Below are 946 nucleotides of genomic sequence, written 5' to 3' on the forward strand. Positions count from 1 at the left end.
CGCCGCGCCAGATGGAAAGGCGTTATTCCATGCGAGATCACCAGATCAGGCACGGTTTCGGGGCGGTGTGTATCCAGAAAGGCAGGTGTCTCGATCATTGGTGCTTCGTCGGTTGCTTCTCAAGGTGTCGGACGGTTGGACGCGCCGATGCCGTTCAGACGGGCTTACCGTAGGAACGCCAGTTCTCACCGCCCAGCACCCAGAGGAGCAGACCCTTTTGAGCGTGGAGGCGATTTTCGGCCTCGTCAAATACGACGGAGGCCGAGCTTTCGAACACCTCCTCCGTCACTTCCTCACCGATATGGGCAGGCAGACAATGCATGAACAGGGCATTGGGGGAGGCTTTCTGCATCAGGGCCGTGTTGACCTGATATGGGCTCAACGTGGTCAGCCGTGCTGAGGATTCCTGATCGGACATGCTCGTCCAGGTATCCGTCACAATGCAGTTAGCGCCCTGCACCGCCTCGACAGGGTCATGGACCAGCCGGATCTTGCCACCTTCGGCATGCGCCCAGTCCAGGATCTCCTGACGGGGTTTCATGCTTTCCGGCGTCGCCAGCGTCAGGGAAAATCCGAAGCGTACAGCGCCCTCGATCAACGATACGGCAACATTATTGCCATCCCCAACCCAGGCCCAGTGCGAACCGCCCACCGGGCCACGATGCTCCTCATAGGTCATGATATCGGCGAGGATCTGCACGGGATGGGAATCCGGTGTCAGGCCATTCACGACGGGAATCGAACTCCAGCGGACGAGTTCAGTCAGCATGGCGGTCTCGCCCGTACGCACGACCAGCACATCGAGGAACCGCGACAAGACACGCGCGGTGTCCGCCAGGCTCTCGCCACGGCCAATCTGCATGTCTGCAGGTGACAGCACCGACACATCGCCACCCAGCTGGCGCATGCCGACCTCGAAGGAGAGGCGGGGGGGGGGGGGGGGGGT

The 946-nt window shown here is 61.3% G+C and carries 1 protein-coding gene; it reads right to left on the reverse strand.

What is annotated here, in order from left to right:
• Positions 1-154 precede the first annotated feature (154 nt).
• Positions 155-946 (reverse strand): ornithine carbamoyltransferase (gene argF, locus C0V97_RS17920; RefSeq protein ID WP_127103754.1); only part of this gene is annotated, 792 nt, incomplete at its 5' end.

The organism is Asaia sp. W19, assembly GCF_003994335.1.
In the GTDB taxonomy this organism is placed as follows: Bacteria; Pseudomonadota; Alphaproteobacteria; order Acetobacterales; family Acetobacteraceae; genus Asaia.